The organism is Streptomyces sp. 796.1 (genome assembly GCF_047525675.1).
Taxonomy (GTDB): domain Bacteria; phylum Actinomycetota; class Actinomycetes; order Streptomycetales; family Streptomycetaceae; genus Streptomyces.
Genome location: NZ_JBLIWA010000048.1, coordinates 1 through 25,277, shown reverse-complemented (window position 1 = coordinate 25,277; position 25,277 = coordinate 1). Strand labels below are relative to the sequence as shown.

11 protein-coding genes are annotated in these 25,277 nt (G+C 75.2%); 6 read left to right on the top strand and 5 right to left on the bottom strand.

Annotated elements, in window-relative coordinates; all coding sequences use genetic code 11:
- Positions 1-491: 491 nt before the first annotated feature.
- Complete coding sequence (locus ACMA1D_RS27480; RefSeq protein ID WP_414726700.1) at positions 492-1,952, bottom strand: MFS transporter; 1,461 nt, start codon at positions 1,950-1,952, stop codon at positions 492-494.
- A 1,283-nt stretch (positions 1,953-3,235) separates the two neighbouring features.
- On the opposite strand from ACMA1D_RS27480, the gene ACMA1D_RS27475 reads away from it, so the two are divergent.
- Positions 3,236-5,569: an asparagine synthase-related protein gene (locus ACMA1D_RS27475; protein WP_414726699.1), complete on the top strand. Its 2,334-nt coding sequence runs from the start codon at positions 3,236-3,238 to the stop codon at positions 5,567-5,569.
- A 432-nt stretch (positions 5,570-6,001) separates the two neighbouring features.
- Positions 6,002-10,846 (top strand): AfsR/SARP family transcriptional regulator, encoded by a 4,845-nt coding sequence (locus ACMA1D_RS27470; protein ID WP_414726698.1) that lies wholly within the window; start codon positions 6,002-6,004, stop codon positions 10,844-10,846.
- Between the two features lie 71 nt (positions 10,847-10,917).
- Here ACMA1D_RS27470 and ACMA1D_RS27465 read toward each other — a convergent pair whose 3' ends face one another.
- Positions 10,918-11,877: an aldo/keto reductase gene (locus ACMA1D_RS27465; protein WP_414726697.1), complete on the bottom strand. Its 960-nt coding sequence runs from the start codon at positions 11,875-11,877 to the stop codon at positions 10,918-10,920.
- 60 nt (positions 11,878-11,937) lie between these two features.
- Between ACMA1D_RS27465 and ACMA1D_RS27460 the strand changes: the two genes are divergently transcribed.
- Positions 11,938-12,312: a MerR family transcriptional regulator gene (locus ACMA1D_RS27460; RefSeq protein WP_414726696.1), complete on the top strand. Its 375-nt coding sequence runs from the start codon at positions 11,938-11,940 to the stop codon at positions 12,310-12,312.
- 320 nt (positions 12,313-12,632) lie between these two features.
- On the opposite strand, the gene ACMA1D_RS27455 is transcribed toward ACMA1D_RS27460, so the two are convergent.
- Positions 12,633-14,465 (bottom strand): sigma-70 family RNA polymerase sigma factor, encoded by a 1,833-nt coding sequence (locus ACMA1D_RS27455; protein WP_414726695.1) that lies wholly within the window; start codon positions 14,463-14,465, stop codon positions 12,633-12,635.
- Between the two features lie 2,447 nt (positions 14,466-16,912).
- On the bottom strand, positions 16,913-17,749 hold the full coding sequence (locus tag ACMA1D_RS27450) for a TetR/AcrR family transcriptional regulator (RefSeq protein ID WP_414726694.1): 837 nt from the start codon (positions 17,747-17,749) through the stop codon (positions 16,913-16,915).
- A gap of 323 nt (positions 17,750-18,072) precedes the next feature.
- On the opposite strand from ACMA1D_RS27450, the gene ACMA1D_RS27445 reads away from it, so the two are divergent.
- Both ACMA1D_RS27445 and ACMA1D_RS27440 read left to right on the top strand, forming a co-directional pair.
- Complete coding sequence (locus ACMA1D_RS27445; protein WP_414726693.1) at positions 18,073-19,416, top strand: NAD(P)/FAD-dependent oxidoreductase; 1,344 nt, start codon at positions 18,073-18,075, stop codon at positions 19,414-19,416.
- Between the two features lie 239 nt (positions 19,417-19,655).
- Complete coding sequence (locus ACMA1D_RS27440) at positions 19,656-23,018, top strand: SpoIIE family protein phosphatase (RefSeq protein ID WP_414726692.1); 3,363 nt, start codon at positions 19,656-19,658, stop codon at positions 23,016-23,018.
- A 44-nt stretch (positions 23,019-23,062) separates the two neighbouring features.
- On the opposite strand, the gene ACMA1D_RS27435 is transcribed toward ACMA1D_RS27440, so the two are convergent.
- The gene (locus ACMA1D_RS27435) at positions 23,063-24,391 is read right to left on the bottom strand and encodes an MFS transporter (RefSeq protein ID WP_414726752.1); all 1,329 of its coding nucleotides are present in this window, start codon (positions 24,389-24,391) and stop codon (positions 23,063-23,065) included.
- A 172-nt stretch (positions 24,392-24,563) separates the two neighbouring features.
- On the opposite strand from ACMA1D_RS27435, the gene ACMA1D_RS27430 reads away from it, so the two are divergent.
- Positions 24,564-25,124: a MarR family transcriptional regulator gene (locus ACMA1D_RS27430; RefSeq protein WP_349996772.1), complete on the top strand. Its 561-nt coding sequence runs from the start codon at positions 24,564-24,566 to the stop codon at positions 25,122-25,124.
- Positions 25,125-25,277: the final 153 nt, after the last annotated feature.

Below are 25,277 nucleotides of genomic sequence, written 5' to 3'. Positions count from 1 at the left end.
CTCGGTCCGCGCGGACCGCATGGGCCGTACGAACCGGGGCATCCTCGTCCATGCGGAGCAAAACGCCGCCGCAATATCCGCCCACTTCACCGACGCTCACCATCATGACCTGCGCCACTGACAACGGGCCGAAACCAAAGCGTCGCCCCCGTTCCGACCGGGTGTGCGATAAGCGACGCCGGCGTGACGGAGCGGTGCCCGGCGGGGGCGGGGGCCGGCGGTGCGCCGGCTGGCCGCCCCGACCGGCCCGGCGCCGCACGGCCGGCCGGTGAACACCGCCCGAACTCCGGGCACCACGGCTGGGCGGGGAGCCGGTCGAGCGGGCGGCGGGCCGGGCACCCTGCCGCGGGGCAGCGCGCCGGGCGGCCCGGTGGCCGGCAGCCCGGCGTCCCGCCGCGTCAGTCGCCCCGATCGCCCCAGTCGCGCCGGCAGCGCGGACCGCGGTCCGACCGGTGGCCGGGCCGCTGGTCCGCGGGTGCCGTCGCCCCCTCTCACGCCGGGGCGACCAGCAGCGGCCGGGCCCGCTCGCGCAGCTCCGCGACCCGGGGTTCGTCGCCGTACGGTTCGAGGCGGTGCAGCAGGTCCCGTACGTACTCGGTGGTGCGGGCGGAGGAGATGCGGCCGGCGACCTCCACCGCGCGGGTGCCCGCGGCGCAGGCCGCGTCCAGGTTGCCGGACTCCAGTTCGGCGACGGCCGACACCACGAGCCGCAGCCCGTGCGAGCGCACGAACTCCTCGGTGGGGCAGGCCAGCGCGCGTTCGGTGAAGCGGCGCACCTGGCGGGGCAGCTTCAGGTCCCGGTAGCACTCGGCGGCGTCCGCGGCGAACCGCTCGTACGTGTAGAAGTCGAGCCAGGAGGGGTCGGGGTCGCCGCCTCTGGCGCGCTCAAGCCAGCCCTCGGAGGCGCGCAGCGCGGCCCCGCACGCCGGGCCGTCGCCCGCCTTGGCCTGGGCGCGCGCCTCCACGAGTCGGAAGAAGCTCATGGTGCGCGCGGTGGCCAGGCCGCGGTTGCGCTCCAGGGCGGCCTGGGCGAGGTCCACGCCCTCGTCGGCGAAGCCCCGGTAGGTGGCCTGGAGGCTCATCGACGCCAACACGTACCCGCCGAGGGGGACGTCGGCGGCGCCGCGGGCCAGCCGCAGCGCCTGGATGTAGTAGCGCTGGGCGGCCTCCTGCTGGCCGGTGTCGAACGCCATCCAGCCGGCCAGCCGGGTCAGCTCGGCCGCCGCGCCGAACAGGGCCCGGCCCACCTCGTCGCTGTACGCGCCGAGCAGCAGCGGCGCCGCGTCCACCCGCAGGCACTCGGGCACCATCGAGGAACGCCAGTCGCCGCCGCCGTACTTGGAGTCCCAGCGGCGGGCGTCCTCGGCGGCCTCGCGTAGCTTCTTCACATCGCTGTGGCCCACCCGCTGCGGCGCCGCCTCCTGCGCGGGCGCGGGCGCCTGGCGCGCGGCGGGGGCGGTGCGCGGCAGCGCCGCGGGCTCGCGCGCCACCGAGCTGTCGGCCGGCGATATCAACCAGCGCGAGGCGGGCGTGGCGTACGCGGTGACGGCGAACGATCCGGCCAGGCTCTGCCAAATGCCGCCGCCCCCGCGGCGACCGGCGAGATCCAGCCGGTACAAGTCCGTTGCGGAGCGCACTGCCTGGCCGATATCGCGTGGGAAGGCGAGCCCCACCTCGGGCGCGGGATCGGCGTCCGCGAGGCCGATCTCGTGCAGCGGGACCGGGCGGCCGAGCTTGCTGGCGATGGCCGCCGCGATCAGATGCGGGGCCGCGCCCTGCGGCACCATCCCCTTCGAGACCCATCGGGCCACGGACGTCTTGTCGTAGCGGAGAGTCAAACCCCGTTGCGCGCCAAGGTCGTTGACCCGGCGTGCCAGCCCGGCATTGCTGATTCCCGCGAGGGCGAGAACGGTGCCGAGCTTCTCGTTCGGCCCGCGGAGCTCCCTGGACATGCGCACCCCTCGACAGCAGCGACGGCCGCCCCGGCATAGGCACGGGGCATTCGTAAACCCAGCGTAGTTCGCTGCATCCCGACCGTTAAGAGGTGCTGTGCTGGATGGCGGGAATCTGGTCCGTGCCAAGGCCCGGGCCGGGGTGCGGGCCCGCGGACGTGCTCCCGCCGCGTGTGGCCGTGCGCCTATGCGTGCGCTCTGCACCGGTTCTGGTGGGAGCGCTTCCCTTGGGGGTGCGTGGGTCGGCCCGCTGTGCTGTGACCGGGTGGGCTGGGGGACGCCGCCGCCTCATTCCCCGCGGGCGGCGGACTGGTCCGGGAGGTGCGGTTCGCCTCCCGGACCACCGCACGCACCCCGGTCGGGCGCCGCGTTTCCACCCTGTTCGCTGGCCTTTGCCGTAACCCGCCCTCGTTGGCGGCGATTTGCTGGCGTTCGCCGGTGCCCGCTGGGGCTCGCGGATGCCCGCTCGTGCCCGTCGCCGTCCGCTCCGTCCGCCCCGGCGCACCCCCGCGATCCGCGCCGCCGTGCGCCCTTCGTGCCCGCGCCACGTGCCCGTAGCGCCCGCGTCATCGGCCCGACACGCCCGCGCGACCGGCCCCGGAGCGGGTCGGCAACGGTTCCGCGGCCGGCTTGAGATTGGCTTATTTTCAACTCTTCGGACGGGGGCGGGTACGGGGCGCCCGCGGGGGCGTCGGCGCGGATTCCGCTTAGCCGTCGGGGGAGCGGTGGGGAAGCCGACCGCCAGGGCCTGGCCCGCGCGTTCGGGCCCGCGGCGCGCGAGCGCCCAGGTCGGGGCCGAGGCCCGGGGCCACAACCCGCCCGCAGCCGCCCGCCGTTCCCCGCCCCCGGCCGGCCCCGGGCCGTCGAGCGACCACGGTCGGTAGTCGATCCGCCCCGCCCCGCCCCTCCGCTTGATCCCCGCCCCCGGCCCGTACCCGCCCCGTACGGACACGCAGGGTGACGGGAGGATGCCCGAGCGGTGTGGTTACGGGCGCGTCAGATGGCTGGATTCCGACCGGAGTTGGCCGCCGCGTGCGACCGGGTTCGCCTGCTGCTCGCTTCGCTGGGCTCGGCTGTCACCGCAGGTACCGCACCCCGCCCGAATCGCGGCGGCGTGGCAGCATTGGCCATGACGGGGGGACGGCACGCGGTGCCGGCCCGGCCGTCGGGGCGCGTCCGTGACGCTCGGCGCCCGCGTGTTGGCCACGGCCACGCTCAGGGCGCGGGACTACCGTGCACGGTGACTGCTCCTTCTTGGTTGTCCACAGCCTGTGGAGGCGACGATGCGGTGGTTGGTGGGGTGGGGCAGCATCGCCTCGGCGCCCTTCCTCGCCCAACGGGGCGCCCTGTCGCCGGTCGGCGCCCAACTCGTGTGGGGCGGCCCCGACCCGCTGTGGGCGGTCGGCGACTGGCGCCCCGACGAAGTACGCGTGGTGCACGCCGACGGCGCGACCCGACTCGCCGTACTGGGCTGCTGCGGCGCCAGCGACGACGCCCTGCGCGCCGGCCTGCTCGCCGCCCGCGGCGGCGCCCTGCGCCACCTCACCGCCTGGCCCGGCAGCTACACGGCCGTCGCCCAGGTCGGCCGCCGGGTCACCGTCGCCGGCGACCTCGCCGGCGCCCGCCCCGTCTTCCACACCCCCTGGGAAGGCGGCACCGCCTACGCCACCGCCGCCCTCCCCCTCGCCGACCTCATCGAGGCCGGGCTCGACATCGGCCACCTCGCGGCCCTACTGGCCTGCCCCGACTCCCCCGAAGCCGTCGGCGACGGCACCCCCTACGTCGGCGTCAGCCGGGTCCCGCCCGGCCACGCCCTGGTGCTGCGCGGCTACGGCTCCGAGGCCGCCGACCGGGACGGCAGGGCACACGGCAGGGACAGCCCGGGCGACACCACCTGGCACCCGTACGGCACGTACGAGGGCCGGCCGGCCGACGGCGCGTACGGCGCCGCGTACGGCGACGGCCCCTACCGCGACGCCGGCTACGACGGCCACCGCACCACCCCGGGCCCGCGCGGCCCGCACCACACGCCCAGGAACGGCTCGCGCGGTGGCTCCCGCGACATCATCGGCTACGAACCCACCGCCTCCCTCGCCGTCGCCGCCCCCCAACTCGACCCCGACCTCGCCGTGGAAGGCGTACGGGACGCACTCGTGGAGGCCGTCCGGGTCCGCCTCGCCGCGCCCCGGCACGCCCCCGAACACGACGGGCCCGGACTCGACCCGGGGCCGGTCCCCGGCATGGGCCCGGCCGAACGCCGCGCCGCCCGCGGCGCACCGGCCGCCGGCGTCGGCGCCGACCTCTCCGGCGGCAGCGCATCGGGCACCCTCGCCCTCCTCGCCGCCGGACTGCCCGGCGTGCCGGGCACCCCGCTCGGCCACGCCGCCGAGGCCGGCGAACGGCTGCTCGCCGTCACCTTCAACGACCGGGCGACCGTCGCCGGCCGCGTCCGCGAGGCCGAACTCGAACGCGCCCGCACCATCGCCGCCAACCCACGCCTGCACCACGTCGTGGTCGCGGCCGGCCCCGAGGCGCTGCCGTTCGCCGCGCTCGACCGCGGCCCGCTCACCGACGAACCGGGCCCCGCCCTCATCAGCGCCGAACGCCACCGCCGCAGACTCGCCGCCGGCAGCGCCGACCACCTCGTCGGCCACGGCGCCCGGCAGGTGCTCGACGCCCACCCGGCCCGCCTCGCCGACCTGCTGCTCGACCGCCGCCGGCGGCACCTGCTGCGCCCCGCCACCGCCCTGGCCCGCGCCGACGGCCCCTCCGCGCACTCCTTCTTCGTCCCCTTCACCGTCTACCGCGCCGCCCGCAAACTGGCCCGCACGCCCTACCGCGAGGGCGTCGAAGCCGTCGCCAGCCGGCTGCTCGAACCCCGCTTCGTCGAGGCCGGCGGCGGCCCCGGCGGCGACGGCACCGACGCCATCGACGGGGCCGTCGGCGCCTCCCTCGCCGCCCTCGCCTGGTGCCGGCCGGGGCCCGCGGCGCGCTGGCTGACCGGCGAGGCACTGGCGGAAGTATCGGTTCGGCTGGAAGCCGCCGCGGCCCGCCCCGTCCTGCTGCGCCGCCCCGGCGAACGCCGCGCCGACGCGGCCCTGGCCCGACACGCCGCCGACCACCGCGTCTTCGAACAGGCCGCGGAGATCCGCAGCCAGCGCCTGCACGCACCGTTCCTGGACAACCAGGTGGTACGCGCCTGCCGCGCGCTCCCCGAAGCGCTCCGGGTGCAGCCGGGAGCGCGCGCCTCCGTACTGCGCGCCGTCCTGGCCGGCGCGGGCATCCGCGACCTGCCGCCGGGGTGGGGCGCGCCCTCGCACGCCACGCACACCGTCGCCGCCCGTGCCGGCCTGCGGCACGCCATCGACGACCTGCTGGCCCTCTTCGACGCACCGCTGCTCGCCGACGCCGGCCTGGTGGAGGCCCGCGTCGTCCGCAAGGCCCTGCGCGCCGCCGCCGACGGCGAACGCGTCCCGCTCGACGGCCTCGCCGAACTCGTCTCCACCGAGGTCTGGCTGCGCCGCCTGCTCGCCCGCCGCGGCACCTGCTGGACCGGCACCGCGGCCCCCCGCCAACGCGCGGTGGCCGGCGGGGTGGTGCCGCGCCCCAGCTTGTGAGGGCTGCTCTCTGCGCCAGGCGGCCTGTGTGGCGCGCGGCTTGTGTGTGGGGGGCTCGGCTTGCGGGGCGGCGGTCGGCGGGGCCGTGTTCGGGGGGTGTGGCCGTGCCGGGCTCGTGGCTGTGGGGCCGTTCCGATGTACGCGCCCGGGCCCAGGCTCGGGCCAGCACGCGCCCGGGCTCGGGCTCAGTCCCGTACGTGTCCGTACGCATCCATCCGTACCGGTACGCGCGCGGGCACGGCCTCGTACGTGCGCGGGTACGGCCCCGTACGTGCGCGCACGCGCGCGAGGAAGCGCACGGGAGAACGTGCGGGGAACGCGGGAGACGCGGGACGCAGAGAGCGCTGGAAAACGGGGCAGTGGGCGGGAGCGCCGGGGCGGCGACGGAGCGGCCCCGGCGGTTCGCGGTGGGGGAGTGAGGAGAATGGTGCGGTGCGTTATTTGATCCTGGGCGTCACCGAGGCGTACGACCACGACGGGCAGCCGCTGCCCGTCGGTGGTCCGCGGCTGCGTGCGCTGCTGACCTCGCTCGCCGCGCACGCCACCCGCCCGACCACCGCCCTCGCCCCGGTCGACGCGCTGATCGACGAGGTGTGGGGCGAGCGCCCGCCGGCCGACGCGCCCGCCGCCCTGCAAGCGCTGGTCGGCCGGCTGCGGCGCAACCTGGGCAAGGCGGCCGTCCAGTCCGCGCCCGGCGGCTACCGGCTGACGGCCGCACCGCACGACATCGACCTCGCCGTCTTCGAGGAGCGGGCCGTGGCCGGCGGCCGGGCGCTGGGCGCCGGCGACCCGGCGTCCGCCGCCGCCCTGCTGCGCGACGCGCTGGCCCTGTGGCGCGGCCCGGCCCTCGCCGACCTGCGAGGCCGCGCGGTGGCCACGGCCCGCGCCGACGCCCTCCGGCTCACCGCGCTCCACCAGCGCATCGAGGCCGAGATCGCGCTCGGCCACGGCGTCGACGTCATCCCCGAACTGCGCGAACTCATCGCCCAGCACCCCCTGGACGAGCCCTTCCACGCCCAACTCATCCGCGCCCTGCGCGCCGCCGACCGCCCTGCCGACGCCCTCGCCGCGTACGAGGACGCCCGCCGCACCCTCGCCGAACACCTCGGCGCCGACCCCGGCGGCGAACTACGCCAACTCCACGCCGCGCTCCTGGCCCCCGAGGGCAACCGCCCGCACGAGCGGGCCGCGGGCGCGCGTACGGACGCGGGGCCGGGGGACGGGGCGGGCACGCGCGCGGGTGCGCGCGCGGACGTGGGTGCCGGTACGGGGACGGGTGCGAGGGCGGGTGTCCGTACGAGTACGGGTACGGGGACGGGTGCGGGTGCTCGTACGGGTACGGGTGCGGGTGCCGGCGCCGTGGGTTCGGTGGCCGGTGACGGGCGGGCAGTGGCCGGGGGGCGGGGCGGCGCGATCGGCTCGACGGGTACGGGGTCCGATGGCGGCGGCGCGCGTACCCGGGGCGGTGCTCGGCTCGCTGCTGCCCGGGCGGCAGCGCCACGGGACGACCCGGCAGCCGGTTCGGCGGCTGCCCCCACGGCCGATCCGGCGGCTGACCCCGTGGCCCGCCCCACGGCCGGCGTAGTGGCTGACCCGTCGGGCAGCGCACCGGCCGGGCGGGTGAACGGTGCCGTGGTTTCGTCGTCAAGTGACATATCGATAGCGGCAGTTGAGGCTAGTGCTGGTCTGCCCCGGGAAGGCGACGCGGGGCCTACGGCCCCGCCTGCGACGCCAGCCCCGACCCCATCTCCGCCCGCGGCCCCGACCCCATCTCCGCCCGCGGCCCGGACCACGGCCCCGGCCACGGCCGCAGGTGCCGAGACGGCGGGCGCCCCGGCAGCCGAACCTCTCCCCGCGGAACCTCCCCCCACGGAGCCGCTTCCCGCGGGACCCCTCCCTGCCGAACCCTCGGCCGCGCGGCCTGCCGCACCAAGTACCGGACCCCGAGGCTGGCAGGGGCAGCCGGGCAACCTCCGGGCGCGGCTGACCAGCTTCGTCGGCCGGAGTGCCGAAATCCGCTCACTGCGGGAGGAGTTGCACGGCGCGCGCCTGGTCACGCTCACCGGACCGGGAGGTTCCGGCAAGACCAGGCTCTCCGAGGAGACCGCGGCCACCGTCACCGGCGCCTACCCCGACGGCGTCTGGATCGCCGAACTCGCCCCGCTCGACAGTCCGGCCGACGTCGCCGGGGCGGTGCTCAGCGCCGTGGGCCGACGGGACACCACCCTGCACACCGGTGGCCTGGAACCGCGGGTCGGCCCCGACTCCACATCGCCCACCGCCCGCCTGATCGAACACTGCGCCCACCGGCGGCTGTTGTTGGTACTCGACAACTGTGAACACGTCATCGCGGCGGCGGCCGAGCTCGCCGACACCCTGCTCACCCACTGCCCCGACGTCACGGTGCTCGCCACCAGCCGCGAACCGCTCGGCGTGCCGGGCGAGACGGTACGGCCCGTCGAACCGCTGCCGCCCGCCCCCGCCCACCGGCTCTTCGCGGAGCGCGCCGCCGCCGTACGCCCCGGGTTCGACCCGGCCGGTGACCCGGGGACCGCGGCGGCCGTGGCCGAGATCTGTCGCCGCCTGGACGGCCTGCCGCTGGCCATCGAACTCGCCGCCGCCCGGCTGCGCATGCTCTCACCGCGCCAGATCGCAGACCGGCTCGACGACCGGTTCCGGCTGCTGACCAGCGGAAGCCGTACCGTACTGCCGCGCCAACAGACGCTGCGCGCGGTCGTCGACTGGTCCTGGGACCTGCTCGACGAGCGGGAGCGCACCGTACTGCTGCGGGCCTCCGCGTTCGCCGGTGGCTGGGACCTGCCGGCGGCCGAGGCGGTCTGCGCCGACGGCCCGTACGACCCGCTGCCGGCCACTTTGCGCACCGCGCCCGCCTCCCCGCGGTCCGCCCCGGGCGCCGAAACCCACCCGCACGGCCCCAGCCGCCCCGCACATCCCACCGACCGCACCCCGCCCGCCGACCGCACCCCGCACACTGACCGCACCCCGCACACTGACCGCACTCCGCACACTGACCGTGACCCCATCGACCGCGACCCCATCGACCCGGGGGACGTGCTCGACCTGCTCGGGGCGCTGGTGGACAAGTCGCTCCTGGTCGTCACGCACACCCCGGCCGCGCCCGACGGCAGCGGCGGCGCTCCGCGGTACCGCATGTTGGAGACGATCCACGAGTACGTCACCGAGCGGCTCACCGAACGGGCGCTGACCGGCCCACGGGGCCGCGCCGAACGCATCGCCACCGGCCGCCGGCACGCCCGCTACTTCCACGGCCTCGCCCGGGCGGCCGAACCGAAGCTGCGGTCCGCCGACCAACTGCCGTGGCTGCGCCGCCTTGAGGTGGATCTCGACAACTTCCGTACGGCCCTGCACCGCTGCCTCACCCCGATCGAGCACCGCACGGCGGATGCGGCCACGCCCCCCGACCCCGCCAACCCGCTCCGTTCCGGCCAGCCCGTGCCCCCGCAGCCCGGCCGGCACGACAATGGCATCGACGACCTGGCGACCGCCACCGACCTCGTCTTCGACCTCGGCTGGTTCTGGTGGCTCCGCGACTACCGGGACGAGGGCGCGGGCTGGGTCCGCCGCGTACTGGACGTCGACGCGTCCCGGCCGACCGATGCGCGGGAGCCCGCGGACCCGCGCCCTGCCCAAGACCCGCGCCCCGCCCCGGGCCCGCGACGGCCCGCAAGGGCAACCCACCCGGAGCACCGCCAGCATCCCGGGCCCCCGGCCGGCGCCGGCCCCGCGGACCGGCCAGCCCCACCGGGCCCCGCACCCGATAGGCCCGAGCCCGACAGCCCCGCACCCGACGGCCCGGAGCCCCCGGTGGCCCCGCCGGACGGCGACTTCGCGACCCCGCCGGACGGCGGCCCAGCGGCCGACCGCTACTGGCGCCGGCTCGACCTGCACCTCCTCCGCTACTTCCTGCTCTCCGAACACCGTTCGTCCGACGTCCTCCAGGACCCGACCACCCTGGAGACGTCCCGCGCCATCCGGGACGCGTACCACGCCCACGAGGGGAAGCGGAGCGCGCGCTTCCCCGGGCTGCTGTGGCCGTTCACCGGCTACCTCATCGACGGGCACATGGGCGTGACCGCGCTGCTCGACCGGGCGCTGGCCAACGTGCGCCGCTACGGCGACGACTGGGCGGTCGGCGTCCTGCTGATGTTCCGCACCCACATGGCCATCGACACCACGGGCGGAATGCGGCGGGTCAACCAGGACTGGGCGGAGTTGCGGGCCATCAGCCGACGGGTGGGCGACCGGTGGATGCTGACCCAGACCCACGAGGCGAGCGGCGAGATGGCCGCGATGGAGGGCCGCTACGCCGCGGCCCGCGCCGACTTCTGCGAGGCGCTGCGGCTCGCCGCCGAACTCGGCGCGCACACCGAACGCCCGTTCCTCATCTCCCGGCTCGGCGACCTCGCCCACACCTGCGGCGACCCGGTGGAGGCCGGCAAACTCCTCGACCAGTCGGACGAGGCGGCAAGTCGGTTCGGCGGCGAACAGGCGCGTGCCTTCAACGACTCGCTGCGCGCCTCCATCGCCTTGCAGTACGGCGACGTCGCCGCTGCCCGCACCTACTGCCGGCTGGCCCGCGAGGCGGCCCGCAACACCTCGCCGCCGCCCCAGTTCGCCCTCGCACTGAGCGGCGTCGAAGCCCAGGTCAGTGCGGCGTCGGGCGATGTACGCGGCGGGCTCGGCCGGGTGCGCGACGCGCTGTCCGACGGCATCGCCGCCAACTGCACGGAGCTCCTGCTCGCCCGTACGGCCGAGACCGGCGCGTACCTCCTCACGGCGCTCGGCGAGCACGCCGCCGCGGCCCGGCTGCTCGGCCTCACCGACGGCTGGCGCGGCGCCCTGCCCCGTACCCCGCTCGCCCGCGCCCTGGCGGACCGGGTCGCGCGCGCGGGCGGGCGCGCGCTGGGCGATGCGGAGTTCGCCGCTCTGCGCCGGCGGAGTCGGGAACTTCCGGTCGCCGCCGCCGTCATGCTGGTCGACGAGTTCGCCGCCCCACCGGCCACCCCACCGGCCGACCGACCAGCCGTCCCACCGGCTGGGCCACCGCCCCCTCCGCCGCGGCCTTCGGCCGGGCCCCCTCCGCCCCCACTTCCGCCGGCCGGGCCACCCCCACCGCCCGAGCGGCCCGAGCCACCTCTGCCTCCCGAGCCGGGCGCTCCACCTCCCGAGCCGGGCGCGCCGATCGCGTTGCGCACGCCCCCGGAACCACCCGCCCCGACCGGCGAGGACACCTGACCGGGGCCGCCAACGGGCATCCGCGGGCCCGGCCCCGGGCCGCCGCCGCGAGGCCCAGGCCGGGCCGGCGATCACTGCCCGGCAGCCTCCGCGTCACCCGCAGCCTCCCCGTCACCCGCTGCGGCCCGCTCGATACGGGCGAACTGCTCGTCGCTCAGGACGAGTTCGAGCGCCGCAGCGTTCTCCGCGAGGTGCGCGACCGACCTGGTGCCCGGGATCGGCAGCACGTGGGGCGCCCGGTGCAGCAGCCAGGCCAGGGCCGTCTGCGCCGGCGTGGCACCGAGCTCCGCCGCGACCTCGGCGAGCGGCCCGTCCTGGCGCGCGTGGCTGCCGGTTGCGACCGGGAAGTACGGGACGAACGCGATGCCCTCGGCCGCCGTGTGCGCCACCACCTCCTCGTGGCCGCGGGTCGCCAGGTTGTACACGTTCTGCACGGCCGCGATCGGCGCCGTTCGCCGGGCCTCGGTCAGCTCGGCCACGGTCACCTCCGACAGCCCGATGTGCCGCACCTTCCCCTCCTGCTGCAACTGGGCGAGCGCGCCGACCTGCTCGGCCAGCGGCACGTTCGGGTCGATGCGGTGCAGGTAGAGCAGGTCGATGCGGTCGGTCCGCAGCCGGCGCAGGCTCAGCTCGGCCTGTTGGCGCAGGTACGCGGGGTGCCCGAGCGGCACCCACTCGGTGGTCGACGGCCGCACCACGCCGACCTTCGTGGCGACCACCAGGTCGTCCCGGCGCGGGTGCAGCGCCTCGGCGATCAGCTCCTCGCTCGCGCCGAGTGCGTAGGCGTCCGCCGTGTCGAACAGGTTCACCCCGAGGTCCACGGCCGCCCGCAGCAGCGCACTGGCCTCGGCCCGGTCGGTCGGCGCGGTCCAGATGGGTGTCGCCATTCCTCCGGGCGCGTCCGGCGAGTCGGTGAGCCGCATGGCCCCGTACCCGATCCGTCGCACCGGCAGCTCACCACCGATCCGGAACACCCGGCTGAGCTGCGGGGTTGTAGCTTCGGTCGTCGTCTCTTGCACGGTGTTCGTCATGCCGGGGACGCTATGACCTGACATCGATGAGAGATTCAAGCGGCTGTGAGGGGGATCACCATGGAGACCGTGACCGGTGCCATGAAGATCGGCGAACTGTCGACGCGTACGGGCGTGAACGTGCGCCTGCTGCGCTACTACGAGGAACAGGGCCTGCTCGCATCGGAACGCACCCCCGGCGGCCACCGCGTCTACGGCACCGACGCCCCACAGGTCGTACGCCGCATCCGCCAACTCCTCGCCGCCGGCCTCTCCACCCGCATCATCGGCGAGATCCTGACCTGCGTCTGCGGCAGCGACGAAGAGATCGAACCCTGCCTCGGCCCCCTCCTGCTCGACCAACTGCGCGACCTCGACCAGCAGATGGACCGCCTCGCCCTGACCCGCGCCTCCCTCGCGGATCTCGTCGCCACGACGGGTGGGGAGCCGGCGTGACCCGCGGTTTGCCCGGCGCCACTCGGGTGGGTTGACCTGGCGGTCGGCCGGGTCGGCCGGGTCGGCCGGGTCGGTACGGGTCGGCCGAGTCGGTACGGGGCGGGGGCTGGGGCCGGTCGCTGACCCCGGTTCCTGGCTCCGGCCCGACCACCTCAGCAGCCTCGACCACCCCGCGCCACCTCAGCAGCCGCGGCCACCCGCGCCGCCTCAGCAGCCGCGGCCACCTCAGTAGCTCCAGGCCGCCCCAGCATCCCAGCCCGCCCCAACACCCCGGGCCGCCCCCTGCTCCCGCCGCCGCTGGCGCCCCGCGCAGCAGCCCCTCACCGGCACCCGATGCGGGACTCGGCCCAGTCGCCGAGCGAGACGTAGCCGAATACCGACTGCGGCTCGACGACCAGCCGGATCGAGGTCTGCCCGGCCAGCGAGACCCGTACCGGTACGGCCGGCTCACCAGCGCGGACGACGCCCGAGCGCCACAGCCGCGCCGAATCGCCGTAGACCTCGAACCTCGCCGCGCCCACCCCCTGCGTGAGGTCGTCGAGCCCGACGAACGCCTCGTACGACACGCAGGTGCGGTTCAGGTCGATGGTCACCGACGACGGCGCGTGCATCGTCGCGCCGTGCGCGTAGTGCTTGCCGTCGATCGTCAGGTCGTCGCGCTGCCACAGCGGGCTGCTGCCGAGCAGCCGCACCTCCGGCTTGGTGCCGTCGCCGACGCCGCCGTACTCCAGCCGGTTGACCTGGTAAACGGTCGGCGGTGGAGGCGGCTTGGGGAGCGGCGGCTTGGGCGTGGGCTTCGGGGGCGGCGTGGGCTCCGGCGTCGGGGTCGGGGTCGGCTTGGGGGTGGGTTTGGGCGGTGTCGGTTCGGGCGTGGGTGGGGGCGTGGGTTTCGGGGACGGCCGCGGGGCGGGGGGCTTGGGCGTGGGCTTCGGTGGCGGGGTCGGCTTCGGCGTGGGTTTGGCCGGCGGCGGCGCGGGCGAGGCCGGCGGCTCGGGCGCCGGCGGCGTGGGCCTGGGCGGGCTGGGCTTGGGCGGGGGCTGGTGCGGGGCGCCCGGCACCGCCTCGGTGGGCTCCCGCGCCTCCGGCTCGCGGTGCGGCTCGGACCCGCCGGAGAGCGCGTACGCGAGGATCGCGCCGGCCACGACCAGCGCGCCCGCGACGATCCCGACCTTGGCCCCGGTGCCCAGGCCCTCACCCACGGCGCCGGCCGCGGCGGCGCCGCCACCGGCCGCCCCGCCACCGGCTGCCCCGCCACCGGCCGCCCCGGTGCCGAGGAGTCCGCTGACGGTGCCGCTGGCCGCTGCCGCCGCGCCGGTGGCCGCACCGGCCCCGGCGACACCGGCCGCGACCCCGGCGACCTTGAGCGCGTACCCGGCGGCGAACCAGCCGATGACCGCGACCGGCAACGCGGCCCGCAGCCTGGCGTTCACGTCCGCCACCTCAAGCGCCGCCATCCGGCACTGGGCACAGTCCTCCAGGTGCTTGCGCAACCCGCGCTCGGCCCGCATCCGCAACCCGCCGCGCGCGTACGCGCCGAGCCGGTCCGCGTACCGCGCGCACTCCCCGCCGGTCGCCTGCGAGGTGTTGACGTGGGCCTGGAGGTACGCCTGCTTCAACTTCTCGCGCGCCCGGTGCGCGAGCACGGCCGTCGCGTTGTCGGTGAGCCCGAGCAACGGCGCCACCTCGCGCAGCGGCTCGTCCTCCACCGTGGTGTGCCACAGCACCGTCTGGTAGTGCTCCGGCAGACTGCGGAACGCCTGTACGGCGAGCGTCTGCTCGGCCTCCTGCATGGCCCGTACGTCAGCACCCACGTCGTACTCGGAACCGGGCGTGCCCTCCTCGTGCGCCGACGCCCGCGCCGCGGTCTCCGCGAACACCGCGAAGTCCTCGATCAACTGCTCGCGCTTGGCCGTCTTGGTCCACGCCGCGGCCACCCGCCGCACGGTCGTCAGCAGGTACGCGCGCACCGCCGTACGCGGCCCGGCCCCGCCCCGCACGGCCTGGAGCGTGCGCGCGAACACCTCCGCCGTCAGGTCGTCCGCGGTGTCCGCGTCCCGACAGCAACTGCGCGCGTAGCGCCGCACCGCGTGCGCGTGCCGCCGGTAGAGCTCCTCGTACGCACTCCCGTACGCCGCCCCGTCCCCGGCCCGCATCTGCGCCAGCAACTCGATGTCGGACGGCGGGAGTTCGTCGCCTGCCGTGCCGTCATGCGTCGTGCCGTCATGCGTCGTGCCGTCATGCGTCGTGTTGGCGTGCGTCGTGCCGTCGTGGAGCGTGCCGTCGTGCAGCGTGCTGCCGTTCGCCGTGCTGGCGTGGGGGGTGCTGTCCGGCAGGGTGACGCCCGGGGGGTACGCGCTGGCCTCGGTCCCGCCCGGATCGCCGTCGGCCCCGACCCTGGTACGGCCCTGACCCGCGCCCGCACAGGTCGGCGGGGCGGCGCCGACCTGCGGGCCCGCACCGCCCCCGGGGCCCGTACCGGCCCGGGGGCCTGCGGCGGGCTGCGGACTTGCTGCGGGCCGCCGACCTGCGGCGGCTCCAGTGGGCGGTGCAGGGGGCGGCGTGGAACCGGCGGGCGGTGCGGCGGGCTCGCTGGATGCGGCGGGCGGAGTGGTGGGGGCCGCGGTGGGATCTACGGCCGTGGGCGGAGAGGTGGCCGCGGCGGGGCCCGGGGGCTGGTCCGCCGGAGAATCCGGGCCGGGCCCCGGCGGCGTACGGGGGCCGGAATCCGGGGCAGCCCCGGTCCCCGGGGCCGGCCCGGGCTTCCGGCGGGACCCGGACGCGCCGCCGGCGGCAGGGCCCGCAGCGCGGGAACGCCGCCCCCGCCGGTCGGGCCGGGCCCGCTGCTGCGGCACGCTGGGCTCGGCGGCGCCGGCCTCCCCGCCCTCGCTCGCACCGGGTCCGTCGCGACCGTCGGCCCCAGGCCCCCGAGCCGCGGGCGCACCGGCCCCGGCGCCGCCGCCGGCACCCGCCGCCCTCGTCTCGCCACCGGCACCGGTCGGCCGCGGGCCGCTCCCAGCACCCGTCGTACTCGAACCCGTCGTACTCGAACCCGCCGTACTGGACCCCGTCGGCCGCGGACCGGGCACCTGCTGGGAGCCGCGCACGCGCTGCGGGCCACGGGCCTGTGGGTCGCCGTTGGGCCGCGGGGGATCGGCTACCCGGTGCGGGTCGGTGGCGTGCCGGGGTTCGGTGGGCTGGCGGGGGCCGGCGACCTGCTGGGGGCCGGCGACCTGCCGTGACTCGGCCACCTGATGCGGGTCGGTGGCGTGTCCGGGTGCGGTGGGCTGCCGGGGTTCGGCTACCTGGCGCGGGTCGGCGCCCTGTCGGGGCTCGACCGGCTGACGCGGCTCAGCAGCTTGCCGAGGCTCGATGACCTGCCGCGGTTCGGCGGGCACCCCCGCACCAGCGGCCGTACGCGGCTCGGAACCCGGCGGCCCACTGACGGACTCGCGCTCCGACGGGCCGCCCTGACCAGGTATCTGCCGAGCCGACGGGTCCTCGGTAGAACCCCGACCCGCGGCGCCGGCTGCCCCGTCGTCTTCACGGTCGCATCGTTCGTCCGACCCCTCAACGCCCATACCCACAGCCCCCGTACGCACCATCAGACCCGAACACGCGGGAAAGAGTGCCATAGCCGTCGCTGACCTAGCCTTATCTCCTCCAGCAACCACCCATCCGGGGCCGATTCGCAAGCGTGAGCCCCACGGTTCACCCGAATGGGGAACCCTTTCTGCACACCCGTCCACGGGGCCCCAGACACCTGACTGCAAACACTCAGCCCGCCCCACGGCCCGGACATCCGAAGCGCGTCCGACCCTCCCCGCTCACCTCCCGCCCCACGCCCGCCCACCCCCCGCGCCTCACCCCTGCCACCCCCGCCCCTGCCACCCCCACGCCCGCCCACCAACCACCCTGCCCCGCCGCCTCCACCACCCACCCACTCCCTCGCCCCCACTCCCACCCGCAGCCCACGCCCCGCGCCCCACCCGCCACCCCACCCCGGCACCCCGCCCCACCACCGCCCCGCCCTCCCACCGCGCCCACTCCACCCCCCCCACGAGGCCACCCCACCCAGCACAGCCCCCACCGCCAACCCCCACCACGACGAACCCGAACCCAGCCACTCCCCACCCCACCCAACAACCCGCCAAGCCCCCCACCCAGCCACCGACTCACTAACCCACCACCCCACGCACCCGCCCACTCCCTCCAACCCCCACCCACCCCTCACCCGCACTCCACCCCCCACCCAGCCGCCCCCAACTCGCAACCCGCCCCAACCCCAACCCGCCCAACCCCACGCAACCACCCACCACTTAACGCCCCGCCCCACCCTCGCCCCACCGGGGCCTGCCCTCACCGCGCTCAGCAGCCGTACTCCGCGAAACCACCCCCACCCCAAAAATCCAAGCCCCCACAACCGCACCCCCCACTCAACCCACACCACTCCACGTAACCCCATCACCACGCCGCCCCACGAACACCCACCCACTCACCCCCACCCGCCCCCACTCACCCACCCCCCGCGCACGCAAAGGGCCCAACTGCGGAATGTCAGTCAGACGCGCAGTTGGGCCCGGTGGTTCAGCTCGGTGCTAGGTCAGCCGACCGGACGAGAACGGAGTCCGTCCAGCAGGATGTCGAGCAGCCGGGCCGACGCCGCCGCCTGCTGCGCTGCGTCGGGGAGCGACGGTGCCGCCGTGGCTATCACCAGCAGCACGTCCGCGACCGTCACATCGGACCGCAGTTCGCCCGCCGCCCGCGCCCGCTCCACGAGTTCCCCGACGACCTCAAGCAGCGCCGAGGCGCCACCGTCGTCCGCGTGCTGGACCGCGGCGTGCACCGCGGCGGGACCCGTCGGCGCAGCCGCCACCGGTGACACCGGGCTGGCCCCGACGACCGGGGTGACCCCAGCGACGGGCCCGTGCTCGGCCACCTCCACCGGCTCCGGCGTGCTCCGCTGCTCCACGAGCCGCAGCTCGGGCGTGGCGGGCGGCGACTGCCGCTGGTGGGGCACCCGCGCCTCTTCGGAGTCGACGTCCACGCCCACCCGGAGCACCTGCGGCGGCAGCAGCCGGCCGGCGCCGGACGCGACCGAGGTCCGCAGGAAGCGGGAGAGCGCCGACCACGGCTCCTCCTCCTGGCGGAGCGCGGCGCGCGCCTGGTCGGTGAGGCGCGCCGTCTCCTCCTCCGCTATGCGGCGGACCAGCACGTCCTTGCTGGGGAACCGCCGGTAGACCGTCCCCACCCCGACTCGGGCCCGGCGCGCCACGTCCTCCATCGGCGCCCCGTAACCCAGCTCCCCGAAGACCTCACGGGCAGCGCGTAGCACATGTTCAAGATTGCGCTGCGCGTCCACGCGCAGCGGCGTATTACGGCCATTGCCCCCGTCCGTCGTGGCGACGTTGGATGACCAATGCGAACTCTGAATGTGCATAACCGATCCCCCGGTAATGAACGTCTCCCCCCGGAGACTCCCCGCCCTGGCTGCCGGGGCTGTGTCGACACCCCGACGAAGTACGAACATAGTTGAGCCCAGGTCAAGAATGAAGGGGTAGTTCCGTCCAGAGCGCCCCCCGATCGGAGTACGCGGCCGTTCCCTCCCGATTCGCTGCCGGCCCAATCCCCCGTGACCATGCGCTGACCTGCGGTCCTTACGTGCACACGACCGAACCAATGGCTCCGCTTTCGGTACGCCCGCCAGTCACACATTTCGTCGGGGCTGTGGACAAAGGCCGGTCGCCGGTGCGTCATGGGAGGGTGAAGGAACCCGCGCGCATTCTTGTTGTCGGCGGTGGCTACGTCGGGATGTACACCGCGCTGCGCCTCCAGCGGAAGCTGAAGCGCGGCGAGGCACAGGTCATCGTGGTCGACCCCGAGCCGTATATGACCTACCAGCCGTTTCTGCCGGAGGCGGCGGCAGGTTCGATCTCCCCGCGCCACGTGGTGGTGCCGCTGCGCCGGATCTTGCCCAGATGCCAGGTCGTGATTGGCGAGGTCTCGTCCATTGAGCACGCCAAGCGCACCGCCACCGTGCGCACTCTCGCCACCGCCGAGGAAGGCGCCGGCGCGATCGCGATTCACTACGACGAGCTGGTACTCGCGCCCGGGTCCGTTTCCCGCACCCTCCCGATCCCCGGATTGGCCGAATTTGGGATCGGTTTCAAGACCGTCGAGGAGGCCATCGGTCTCCGTAATCACGTCCTGGAACAACTCGACATCGCCTCGTCCACCCGCGACCCGGACGTCAGGGACGCCGCGCTCACCTTCGTATTCGTGGGCGGCGGGTACGCGGGAGTGGAAGCACTCGGCGAGCTGGAGGACATGGCCAGGTACGCGGTGCGCTATTACCACAACATCTCGCCGGATGACTTGAAATGGGTGCTCGTCGAGGCCACCGACCGCATCCTCCCCGAGGTCGGCACGGAGATGGGCCAGTACGCGGTGCGCGAGCTGCGCAGCCGCAACATCGACGTACGCCTGGAGACGCGGCTCGAATCGTGCGAGAAGCGCGTCGCCGTCCTCAACGACGGCTCGCGGCTGCCCGCCCGCACCCTGGTGTGGACCGCGGGCGTCAAGCCGCACCCGGTCCTCGCCGCGACCGACCTGCCCACCGACGACCACGGCCGCCTGCCGTGCACCGCGGCGCTGCGCGTGGAAGGCGTCGAACACGCCTGGTCGGCGGGTGACGCGGCGGCCGTGCCCGACACCACGGCGGACACGCCCGACGCGCTGTGCGCGCCCAACGCCCAACACGCCGTACGGCAGGCCAAGGTGCTCGCCGGCAACGTCCTGGCCGCCCTGCGCGACCAGCCGCTCACCGACTACGCGCACCGCTACGTCGGCTCCGTGGCCTCCCTCGGACTCCACAAGGGCGTGGCGCACGTCTACGGCCGCAAGCTCAAGGGGTACCCCGCATGGTTCATGCACCGCGCCTACCACCTCAGCCGCGTACCCACCGTCAACCGCAAGGCGCGGGTGTTGGCCGAGTGGACCTTGGCCGGTCTGTTCAAGCGGGAGATCGTCTCCCTGGGCTCGTTGGAGAACCCGCGCGGCGAGTTCGAACTCGCAGCCGGCACCGGCCGCCATCCCGGGGCCAGTTGACCCCTGCCGCCGCCCTTCCGGCGGAGCCGGGAACTCCCCCGGCGCGACTGGCGTCTGACGGATGTCAGTCCGGTCGGTCACACTGGACGTGTGACCATGGGTGGACTCGTATCTACGAAGAGTGACAAGCGCGAGGATTTGGACGTTTGCTGCATTCCCCAGGAGCCCGGCCCCCGCTCTGCTGCCCGCCGCCCCGCGTCGGCGCGCCGTTCTGTCACGACTCCGCGAGGTAACCCTCTGTGAACTTCACGCGTTGGAGCGTTCGACTCCCCGGATACCAGCGCCGTACGGCCCGTGGCGACCGCGCCGCACGCTCGGCCCCCACCAGCACCCATGCGGTGCCGGCAGCCCGCGGCGACGGCGACCCCGGCACCGACACGCCGAGCACCCCGCCCGACCCCGGCGAGATCCCGAGCCTCGAAGCGCTCTCGGCGCAGGCCCTGGTCACCCAGGTACCGGCCCCGGTGGCGGTGGTCTACGGCCCCGACCACCGCATCGCGTACGTCAACGACGCCTACGCCGCCCTCTTCGGCACCCGCACCCCGGGCCTGCCCGCCCGCGAAGCGCTGCCCGAACTCGTCGAAGTGGGCCTGCTCCCACTGATGGACCAGGTGCTACGGAGCGGCAAGCCCCGCACGGTGAAGTCACGCCGCATCCCACGGGGCGTCACACCCTCCCTCCCCGGCGCGCCCGCCGCCGACCCCGCGCACGGCGAACCGTGCGCCCCCGGCCACCCGCCGATGCACCCCGACGCCGCACAGACGCCACACCCGACCGCCGCACCGGCACCCCAGGCCGCCACCCAAGCAACCCTCGATGGCACCACCACCCACACCCCGGGACCATCGACCCCCACCCCGGGCGCGCCAGCTCACACCCCGGGAGCACCAGCCCAGGCGACGGGGGCACCCACCCCGGCCACGGCCGCGGCCACCCCGGTCGTCACCCCCGAGCCGCCGTCCGCCACGCCAGCAGAGCCGAACGCCCGCACCAACCCACCCACCGGCGCGCCCGCGACACCACTCCTGACCCAGGCCGCCACCCACCCCGCACCCCTCGGCGCCACCCCACGCCCCGCCACCACAACCTCCGCCACCCCGGCACCCGGTCCGACGCTCGCCCCGATCCCAACGGGCAGCCCCGTACGCACCACTGCCGAAGCCCCCACCAGCACCACCACCCAGGCCGCAGCCACCCATAACCCGGCCACCCAGAACCCCACCGAAGCGAGCCCGGCCGCAGAGAACCCGGCCGCCCAAGCCCAGGCCACCGAGGGCTCGGCCGCCCAGGCTCCGACCACCCCGGGCCGGCCCACCCCAGGCCAGCCCACCCCGGCCCGGGCCACAGCCCCAGCCGACCAGGCCCCAACCAAACCTGGCGCAGACCACACCCCCCACCCCAACCAACCCACCACCGGCCATCACCCGGCCCACCCCACCGCAGGCCACCCCACCCCGAGCGGCCCCACGACCACGGGCCGCCCCACCGAGCCCCCAGCCACCGCAGTCCACCCCACAACCGGCAACGCCACACCCCACCCGGCCCCGGCCAACCCGGCCACGGACCCGTACGGGGCCACGCCGTACGGAGCAACGCCACCGCCCGCGGCCCACCCAGCCCACGGCAACCCCACCGGCACCGTCGACCAACCCGCGGCCCCCGCACACCCCGACCCCACGGTCGGCCCGATCGGGGGAGCGGCCGGGGAAGCGACCACCGACCCCCACATCGCGCTCGCCGCCGCCCTCGGCCACCACGCCGAGCCGGCCAACCCCGCACAACCCACCGACGAGCGCACCGCCGGCCCCCGCGCAGCGGTCTCCCACTGGCCCTGGACGTCCCGCCACGACCTGCGCGCCGCCACCGCCCTCGCGCTTCCACCCGGCCCCCGCACCCGCGACAGCTACTACACCTTCACCTGCACCCCCATCCAGGTAGCGCCACCTCACCAGCCCGCCCCGGCACCGGCAGGCCCCTCGACGCCCCACCTCACCCCGGAGACCCCCGCGGCCCTGCCCGCCGACCCGACGTCCCACTCGGGGACGCCCACCACACCCGTACCGGCCGCCCCCGCACCCACCGCACCGGGCCAGCCGGAACCGAGCCAGTCCGAACCCGTCCCTAGGCCAGCCGCGGACGCACCACCCCAGGTCACCGCAGCCCCGGACGGCCCGCACCCCCGCCCACCGGGGACGACCACCACAGTCGCCCCCGCCGCCACGCCCACGGCACTCCCCACCACGGTCATCAGCGACCCCGCCGACGGCCACCGCCCGGCGAACCACGACGGCCACCAGACCGACGTCCCCGCCCCCGCCGCCGCCCGCCACCACCCCACCGCAGCCGCGACCACCCCCGAAACCGTCACCCCGGCACCGGCCCCACCGGCCCCCGCGCCCGCCACGCTCCACCGGGGTGTCCTCGTCTACGCCGCCGACGTCACCGACCAGGTCGAGGCCGTCGAACGGCTGCGGGTCAGCGAACGCCGCCAGCGCGAGGCAGCCGTCACCCTCCAGCGCAGCCTGCTCCCGCAGGAACTCGAACAACCCGACGACCTGCGCGTGGCCGCCACCTATCAGCCCGGTGGCACCGACGCCGCGGTCGGCGGCGACTGGTACGACGTCATCACCCTCGGCGCCGGCCGAACGGCCCTGGTCATCGGCGACGTGATGGGCCGGGGCCTGCGTGCAGCGGCCGTCATGGGCCAGCTCCGTACCGCCGTACGCGCCTACGCCCGCCTCGACCTGCCGCCGCACGAGGTGCTGCAACTGCTCGACGGCCTGGCCGCCGAGATCGACGCCAGCCAGATCGCCACCTGCGTCTACGCCGTGCACGACCCCAACGAAGGCCGCCTCATCTACGCCTCCGCCGGGCACCTGCCCATCCTGGTCCGCGACCCCGACGGCACGGTGCGCCGCGCCGCCGAACCCACCGGACCACCGCTCGGCACCGGCGGCTGGCTGCACGCCTCGGGCTCGGTACCGCTCGGCCCCGGCTCCAGCGCTGTGCTGTACACCGACGGGCTGGTGGAACGGCGTGACCGGGACATCGACGAAGGCGTGGCCGATCTGGAACGGGCCTTCCAGGGCGCCGCCGGCTCGCCCCAGGTGATGTGCGACCGGCTGATCAGGTCGCTCGGCATCACCGCGGACCACGACGACGACGTCGCCGTACTGGTACTCCAGCACCCGGCCCGTACCGGCCACGAGGCGGAGCTCTTCCACAACGCCGCACTCGAACTGCTCGGCGGCATCGAGGCCGCGCCCCGCGCCCGCGCCTTCGCCTCCGGAGTCCTCGCAAGCTGGCGCTTCCCCGCACAACTCCGTGACCTCGGCGTCCTCGCCGCCAGCGAACTCGTCGCCAACTCGCTCCAACACGGCACACCCCCCATGCGCCTGCGCCTCCGGCGCACCGACCGTCGACTGATCATCGAGGTGACGGACGGCGACGACCACCTGCCCCGTCGCCGCCGCGCCGAGCCCGCGGACGAGGCGGGCCGTGGCATCTCGATCGTGGCCACCATCGCCTCGTCCTGGGGCTCCCGCCGCACCCCCGACGGCGGCAAGGCCGTCTGGTGCGAATTCGCCCTACCCCGCAGTTAGCCCCCGACCACCCCGCCCCAGCAGGGGCCGTGACCACCACCGTCTTACGCGGCCGTGGTCACGGCCTCCTGCCCGGGCTCGGCTATCGCCTCGTGGGACGCGCCACCCGTACGGGGAGCCGGCACCGGCGCGGTCGCCCGGGCCAGAGCGGCCCGGTACGGGCTGTCCTGAGCCGGCGTGAGCCGCCGCCCCATCCGCAGCGCCAGCACCGAGATGCCGAGCGAGCAGCCGATGAGCATCACGATGTACGCCGTATACAGCCCCGCACCGGCCATCAGGCCACCCACCGCAGGTCCCACCGCCAGGGCGAGCTGCTTGACCAGGGCAAACGCCGAGTTGTACTGCCCGACCCTGGCCCCCGGGGCCAGATCGGCCACCAGCGGCGCGACGGTCGGCGACAACATCGCCTCACCGAGCCCGAACAGCGCGTACGTCGAGATGATCGCGGCCGTCGCCATGGCCTGGCTGCCGTGGATCAGACCGGAGGCCCCGGCCGCCACCCAGGCGACGGTCCATATGAGCCCGACCAGCGCGATCACCCGGCTACGCCGCCGCTGCTCCACCAGCTTCAACACCACGAACTGCGCCACCACGATGACCGCCGTGTTGGCGGCCAGCGCCACCCCCAGCGTCGCGGGCGAGATCCGGGTGACCTCCACCGCGAAGGCGGAGAGCCCCGACTCGAACTGTCCGTAGCAGGCGAAGAACATCACGAAGCCCAGGACGCACAGCTGCACCATGGCCCGGTCGGCCAGTAGCACGCGCCAGCCACCCTTGGCGCTGTCACCCGTAGGTATGGAGTCCTCCACCTTCGGCACGTGAGGCAGCCGCACCGTGGCCACCGCCGCTCCCAGCACCAGGAACATCACGGACTCGATCGCGAACAGGCGCACGAAGCTCGCCGGGTGCGAGGTGTCCACCAGCAGCCCGCCGAGCAGGCCACCGAGGCCGAGGCCGAGGTTGTTGAGGAAGAACTGGGTGGCGAAGGCGCGCGAACGCGTCGTCGGCGTCGAGCACCAGACGATCATCGTGGCGAGAGCAGGCTGGATCACCGCTATACCGGCGCCGAGCAGCCCCGCTGCCGCGATTACCGCCGGCTCGCGGGACGCGAGCCCGAGCCCTATGGAGCCCGTGGCAGCAGCGACCGACCCCGCGAGGGCAACGGGCAACGGCCCCCGCCGGTCGATGACGCGACCGGTGAAGGGGAGCACGACGAGCGCGGCAACGGCGAACGTCGCGAGCACCACGCCCGCGGTGCTCGCCCCCAGATTGCGCACCTGCGCCACGTAGACGAACAGGAACGGAACCGTGAAGCCGTTGCCGAACGCGCTCAACGCGTTGCCCAACTGGATCCGGCGCAGCGCGGCGCCCATCGCGGTGGTCACACTCACCTGCCTAGGTCGTAGAGGTCGAAGAGGTCATCGGGGTTCGCCGGGAAGGCGAGGGAAGAGCTGAAGCCTGAAGACTTCAGCCCTAAAGTTCGACGCTTAAGAGTACACATGGAAGGACTTCGATGCCAATGAGATGCGTGCCATACTGCGCCGCATGCCCGAGACACCCACGCCGAGCGGCAGCGCGAGCGAGCCGACCCTTGAGGAACAGATCGCGGCCTACCAGCGCGAGTTCCGCGACCTCGACCCCCAGGTCGAGCAGGTCGTCTCCGCTCTACAGCGCCTGAACCGCCGGATGAACGTCGCGTACGGCCGCCAGACCGCCACCCTCGGCATCAGCAACACCGAGTGGGAGGTGCTGAAGGCCCTCGTGCTCTCCGGTGCCCCGTACCGCCTGGGCCCGGGCGACCTGGCCAAGCGGCTCGGACTCACCCCGGCGGCCATGACGCACCGCATCGACCGCATGGCGGCCGAGGGGCTGGTGACGCGGGAGCGCGACGAGAGCAACCGGGTACGCGTGATCGTCGAGCTCACCGACCGGGGGCGGGAGCAGTGGCTGGAGGCCATGCGCATGGCGACGGTCTTCGAGGAGGACCTCTTGCAGGACCTCACGACCGTCGAGCGCCACCTCCTCGGCGAGCTGCTGACCCGGCTGTTGCGCCGGGTGGAGGAGGCGCAGCCGGACGCCGGCGGGCGACTCAGCGACCTCGACTGACGCAAGTTGACACCTCCTGCGCCCGTCCGTAGTGTTCTCCGAGTTGCCACGGCGCTGTAACGGTTCTGTGGCAGCTCATCGAGCCGCACCGGCGGCACACCACTACTGCACGGCCCCTTATCGGGATGGATTTCGGCATGCCGGAATTCGGTT

Bases quoted from the DNA above. Each gene is read 5' to 3' on its own strand.
- ACMA1D_RS27475 (WP_414726699.1), top strand. From the start codon at position 3,236: ATGCGGTGGTTGGTGGGGTGGGGCAGCATCGCCTCGGCGCCCTTCCTC.
- ACMA1D_RS27465 (WP_414726697.1), bottom strand. From the start codon at position 11,877: ATGACGAACACCGTGCAAGAGACGACGACCGAAGCTACAACCCCGCAG.
- ACMA1D_RS27480 (WP_414726700.1), bottom strand. From the start codon at position 1,952: ATGTCCAGGGAGCTCCGCGGGCCGAACGAGAAGCTCGGCACCGTTCTC.
- ACMA1D_RS27455 (WP_414726695.1), bottom strand. From the start codon at position 14,465: ATGCGGGCCGGGGACGGGGCGGCGTACGGGAGTGCGTACGAGGAGCTC.
- ACMA1D_RS27450 (WP_414726694.1), bottom strand. From the start codon at position 17,749: ATGCACATTCAGAGTTCGCATTGGTCATCCAACGTCGCCACGACGGAC.
- ACMA1D_RS27460 (WP_414726696.1), top strand. From the start codon at position 11,938: ATGGAGACCGTGACCGGTGCCATGAAGATCGGCGAACTGTCGACGCGT.
- ACMA1D_RS27435 (WP_414726752.1), bottom strand. From the start codon at position 24,391: ATGGGCGCCGCGCTGCGCCGGATCCAGTTGGGCAACGCGTTGAGCGCG.
- ACMA1D_RS27430 (WP_349996772.1), top strand. From the start codon at position 24,564: ATGCCCGAGACACCCACGCCGAGCGGCAGCGCGAGCGAGCCGACCCTT.